The organism is Sphingomonas sp. FUKUSWIS1 (assembly GCF_000733135.1).
GTDB lineage: Bacteria > Pseudomonadota > Alphaproteobacteria > Sphingomonadales > Sphingomonadaceae > Sphingomonas > Sphingomonas aerolata.
The window spans coordinates 1-4,305 of sequence record NZ_JPJC01000231.1; the positions used below are offsets into that span (position 1 = coordinate 1).

At 66.4% G+C, this 4,305-nt stretch carries 6 protein-coding genes and 1 tRNA gene; 2 read left to right on the forward strand and 5 right to left on the reverse strand.

Features of this window, described 5'->3' with window-relative positions; genetic code table 11:
* The 4 genes from sphsw_RS14375 to yajC all read right to left on the reverse strand — a co-directional run.
* Nucleotides 1-314 (reverse strand): Mth938-like domain-containing protein (locus sphsw_RS14375; protein WP_031441221.1); only part of this gene is annotated, 314 nt, incomplete at its 3' end.
* 39 nt (nt 315-353) lie between these two features.
* Nucleotides 354-1,319, reverse strand: a complete 966-nt coding sequence (gene secF / locus sphsw_RS14380; protein ID WP_031441217.1) for a protein translocase subunit SecF — start codon at nt 1,317-1,319, stop codon at nt 354-356.
* A gap of 16 nt (nt 1,320-1,335) precedes the next feature.
* The gene (gene secD, locus sphsw_RS14385) at nt 1,336-2,940 is read right to left on the reverse strand and encodes a protein translocase subunit SecD (protein ID WP_031441218.1); all 1,605 of its coding nucleotides are present in this window, start codon (nt 2,938-2,940) and stop codon (nt 1,336-1,338) included.
* Nucleotides 2,940-3,278 (reverse strand): preprotein translocase subunit YajC, encoded by a 339-nt coding sequence (yajC, locus tag sphsw_RS14390; RefSeq protein WP_031441219.1) that lies wholly within the window; start codon nt 3,276-3,278, stop codon nt 2,940-2,942. Before yajC ends, secD begins: the two co-directional genes overlap by 1 nt.
* A gap of 200 nt (nt 3,279-3,478) precedes the next feature.
* Here yajC and sphsw_RS14395 point away from each other — a divergent pair.
* A tRNA-Pro gene (locus sphsw_RS14395) sits at nt 3,479-3,555 on the forward strand.
* Between the two features lie 76 nt (nt 3,556-3,631).
* On the opposite strand, the gene sphsw_RS14400 is transcribed toward sphsw_RS14395, so the two are convergent.
* On the reverse strand, nt 3,632-4,090 hold the full coding sequence (locus tag sphsw_RS14400; protein ID WP_081874343.1) for a DUF3617 domain-containing protein: 459 nt from the start codon (nt 4,088-4,090) through the stop codon (nt 3,632-3,634).
* A 57-nt stretch (nt 4,091-4,147) separates the two neighbouring features.
* Here sphsw_RS14400 and sphsw_RS18970 point away from each other — a divergent pair.
* The coding region (locus sphsw_RS18970) for a DUF4169 family protein (protein WP_081874344.1) at nt 4,148-4,305 on the forward strand (158 nt) is incomplete at its 3' end.

Consider the following 4,305-nt stretch of genomic DNA (forward strand, 5'->3'; position numbering starts at 1 on the left):
ACGGCCCAGGCGCGCGCGGCGGCGCGGCTGTCCATCGCCTCGATCCCGACGCCCTGCGCCTCGACCGCGCGGCGGAAGGCGGCGGCGGGCTGGCGCAGCTGCGATCCGGTGCCGAGCAGCAGGAATTCGGGCTTGGGCGACAGCGCGAGGACGCTGGCGACATCGTCCGCGCCCAGTGCCTCGAACGGCGGCGGCGTCCAGCCGTCGGCGCGCGACGGGGTGATCAGCAGCGCGGTATAATAGCCGTCGTCGACCCGGAACCCGCCATGACCGATCGCCGAGATCATCGGTCCGTCGGTCTTTTCCTTGTCCATTCTCACGCGCTTGTCCTCACGTGCCGGGCCCGCCGCGCATCAGCGGCCGGCCTTCGGGCCCACGCGCTCGGCGTCGTCGCGGTCGCCCTTGCGGCCCTCGGGCTCGGCGCGCAGGCCGAGCGTGATGAGCAGCGACGACGACACGTAGATCGACGAATAGGTGCCGACGACGATGCCGAGGATCATCGCCGCGGTGAAGCCGCGCAGCACGTGCCCGCCGAGCACCAGCATCGCGGTCAGCGCGAGCAGGATCGTGACCGAGGTCATGACGGTACGCGGCAGCGTCTCGTTCACCGACAGATCGATGATCTCGCGCATGTCCATCTTGCGATAGCGGCGCATATTCTCGCGGATACGGTCGTCGATGACGATCTTGTCGTTGATCGAATAGGACACGATCGTCAGCACCGCGGCGACGATGTTGAGGTCGAATTCGAACTGCGTCAGCGCGAAGAAACCGAGCGTCATCAACAGGTCGTGGACGATCGCGACGACGGTCGACACGCCGAACTGCCATTCGAAGCGGACCACCGCGAACAGGCCGATGCCGAGGATGGCCAGCCCGACCGCGAGCAGCCCCTTGCTGATCAGCTCGTCCGAAACCTTGCCCGAGATCGTGTCGTATTTCGAGAAGGTCGCGCCGGGGAACTTGACCGCCAGATCGTCGGCGACCTTCTTGACGAGTGCGTTGGTCGCACCCTCGTCGGTGCTTTCGGGGATCGGCAGACGGATCGACAGCACGGTCGGATCGGCGAAGGACTGGATCGAGGCTTCGCCGACGCCGAGACGATCGACCTCGGTACGGACCGCGTCGATCGACGGCGGAGTCGCGAACCGCTCCTCGATCAGGACGCCGCCGACAAAGTCGACGCCCATGTTCAGACCCTTGGCGAAGACCAGCCCGACGGCGGCGAGCGACAGGAGGATGGTCAGCCCGAACGCCCATTTGCGGAGCGAGACGAACTTCAGGTTGGTGTTGTCGGGTACGAGTTTCAGCAGGCGCATGATGATGTCTCCCGCCTCAAATATTGATCGTGGTGGGGCGGTTCTTGCGCAGCCAGAGCGCCACGAGCATCCGCGTGAAGGTCACCGCGGTGAACACGCTGGTGCAGATGCCGATCAGCAGCACGACCGCAAAGCCCTTAACCGGGCCGGAGCCCAGCAGGAGCATGATCACGCCGGTGATCGCGTGCGTGACGTTGGCCTCGAAGATCGTGCGTGACGCCTCCTTATAGCCGAGCTCGACCGCCTGGACGATGTTGCGCCCGCGGCGGCGTTCCTCGCGAATACGCTCGTTGATCAGCACGTTGGCGTCGACCGCAGTACCGATCGTCAGCACGAAGCCGGCGATGCCGGGCAGCGTCAGCGTCGCGTTGAGCATCGCCATGACGGCGACGATCACGAGGATGTTGATGACCACCGCGAGGTTCGCATAGAGGCCGAACCGGCCATAGGTCACGAACATGAACACGATCACCGCGAGCGCCGCGACGATGCTGGCCAGCACGCCGGCGCGGATCGAATCCTTGCCGAGATCGGGGCTGACGGTGCTCTCGGCGATGATCTTCAGATTGATCGGCAGCTTGCCCGATCGCAGCGAGATCGCGAGTGCGTTCGCCGATTCGGTGGTGAAATTGCCCGAGATCGAGGCGCGACCACCGAGGATCGGCTCGTTGATGTTGGGCGCGGAGATCACCGAATTGTCGAGGATGATCGCGAACGGCTTGTTCGTGTTTTCCTGCGTGACCTTGGCGAAACGTCGTCCACCGACCGCGTCGAAGGTGATCGCCACCTGCGGCGCGTTGGTCTGCGGCTCGAACTCCTGGCGGGCATCGGCGAGCTGATCGCCCGAGATGATCACCGATCGCTTGACCGCGATGAACGGAATGCCCTGCGGATTGCCGGGGTAAGGAATGACCTGGCTGCCGACGGGGGCGATGCCCTTGACGAGATCGGCGGGGTTCGCGGTCTCGTCGACCAGCTTGAATTCGAGCTTTGCGGTCTTGCCGAGCAGGTTCTTGAGCGCCTGCGGATTCTGCAGGCCCGGCACCTGGACGACGATACGCGTCGCGCCCTGGCGGACGATCGTCGGCTCCTTGGTGCCGAGTTCGTCGATGCGGCGGCGGACGACTTCGGTCGCGTCCTTCATCGCGGTGTCGATCGCCTGCTGGAGCCCGGCCTCGGTCGGCTTGAGCACGAACCGGCTGGTGTCGACGACGTTGATGTCCCATTCGCGCTGGCCGCTCATCCCGGCGCCGCCGCCGGTGATCGAGAGCAGCCGCTCGCGCGCGGCATCGACCTGGCTCGGATCGCGGAGCAGGAAGCTAAGCTGCCCGCCACGCACCGAAATATCGCCGATCGCGATGCGCGGCGTGCCGTTGCGCATCGTGCCCGCGATGCTGTCGCGCATCGCCTCGATCCGCGAATTGGCGAGATCGGCGGTGTCCGCCTCGAGCAGCAGATAGCTGCCGCCCGCCAGATCGAGACCCAGGTTGATCCGCTTATGCGGAATCGCCCCCCACTTGCTGGTCGTCGATTCGGAGAAGAAGCTCGGGATCGCAAGCGCGCAGAGCACGGCCAGCAGGCCGATGATCGACGCGACCTTCCAGCGGGGGAAATCCAACATCAGTCGTTCGCCGGCTTCGTGTTCGGGCTGGTGATGTCGGTGAGCGTCGCCTTGACGACGCGGACTCGCGTGTTGGGTGCGATCTCGACCTCGACGAACGCGTCCTCGACCTTGGTCACCTTGCCGATGATGCCGCCCGCGGTGACGACGCTGTCATTCTTCTTGACCGCCGCGACCGACGCCTGGAGCGCCTTCATCCGCTTTTGCTGCGGACGGATCATCAGGAAATAGAAGACGATGAAGACGAGGAAGAGCGGCGCGAGGCTCAGAAACGAGGCGATGCCGCCCGATGTCGCCGTCTCGCCGGCGGCCTGCGCATATGCTGGGGAAATGAACATGGAGTCCCGTTTTGGCTGGTGGGCAGGCGCCATACGCCCGCGCTCGCATGGGCGATGCCGCTATCACCGGTTGCCGCCCCGCGCAACCAATGTGCGCCGGTGAAGCGTGGCCGGGCCGCGATGAGACGGACGAATATGGGCTTTGCCGCAATCGCGTGCTTGCATCGCGCGCAACATCCGCATAATGCGCGCCCTTCGGTCGGGGCGTAGCGCAGCCTGGTAGCGCATCACACTGGGGGTGTGGGGGTCGCAGGTTCGAATCCTGTCGCCCCGACCAGAAACTTTCCGGAGCCGGCCGCCAGAGGCGATGCCGCTCGCGGGCACGAAATATCGTGCCATTCCAGATCCTGGCGTCAGCGTTTGCAGACAGGACCGGTGCGCGCCGCGACCTGATCCGCGACGATGCGCATCGCGCCCTTGTCGGTCTCGCCGGTCATCGTCATCCGCGCGGTGAAACCGGTCGCGCCATAGCTGCCCGCGCGGACGATCCGCATCGGCGGCCCCTTTTTCTGCGGACAGGTCATGACGTGATCGATCCGCCCGCCCGAGAACTGCGCGCGCTCGACGGTGCAGCGCGCCTCGGGCTTGGGGACGAACAGCGCGGCGACGCCCGACGAGGCCTGTTCGGGCGGCAGGCATTTGCGCTCGGTCTTCGATTTTCCGCGCATCATCCGCAGGATAAACCCCGGCGCACCCGGAATGACGAGCTCGACCGCGGTCGAGGTGATCGCCCAGGCGCCGGGCGGCAGTGCCTGCGCCGACGCGGCGGCGGGGAGCAGGAGAAGGGCGGACAGCAGGACGGGATGGCGCATAGGAGGGGCAGTCTGTAGCGCCGGCGGGATGCTGGCAAGCGGGGTGCGAGGGGATTCATGGGCGAGATCATCAATTTGCGGCGTGCGCGCAAAGCGCGGGCGCGGCGCGAGGCGGGGGTGGTGGCGGACGCGAACCGCGCGGCGTTCGGGCGGACCAAGGCGGAGCGTGCGCGGGATGCTGAGGAGCGGGCGCGGGGGGAGCGGGTGCTGGATCA

Excerpts from the sequence above, each read along its gene's own strand:
- sphsw_RS14400 (WP_081874343.1), bottom strand. The coding sequence starts at position 4,090 with ATGCGCCATCCCGTCCTGCTGTCCGCCCTTCTCCTGCTCCCCGCCGCC.
- secD (WP_031441218.1), bottom strand. The coding sequence starts at position 2,940 with ATGTTGGATTTCCCCCGCTGGAAGGTCGCGTCGATCATCGGCCTGCTG.
- yajC (WP_031441219.1), bottom strand. The coding sequence starts at position 3,278 with ATGTTCATTTCCCCAGCATATGCGCAGGCCGCCGGCGAGACGGCGACA.
- secF (WP_031441217.1), bottom strand. The coding sequence starts at position 1,319 with ATGCGCCTGCTGAAACTCGTACCCGACAACACCAACCTGAAGTTCGTC.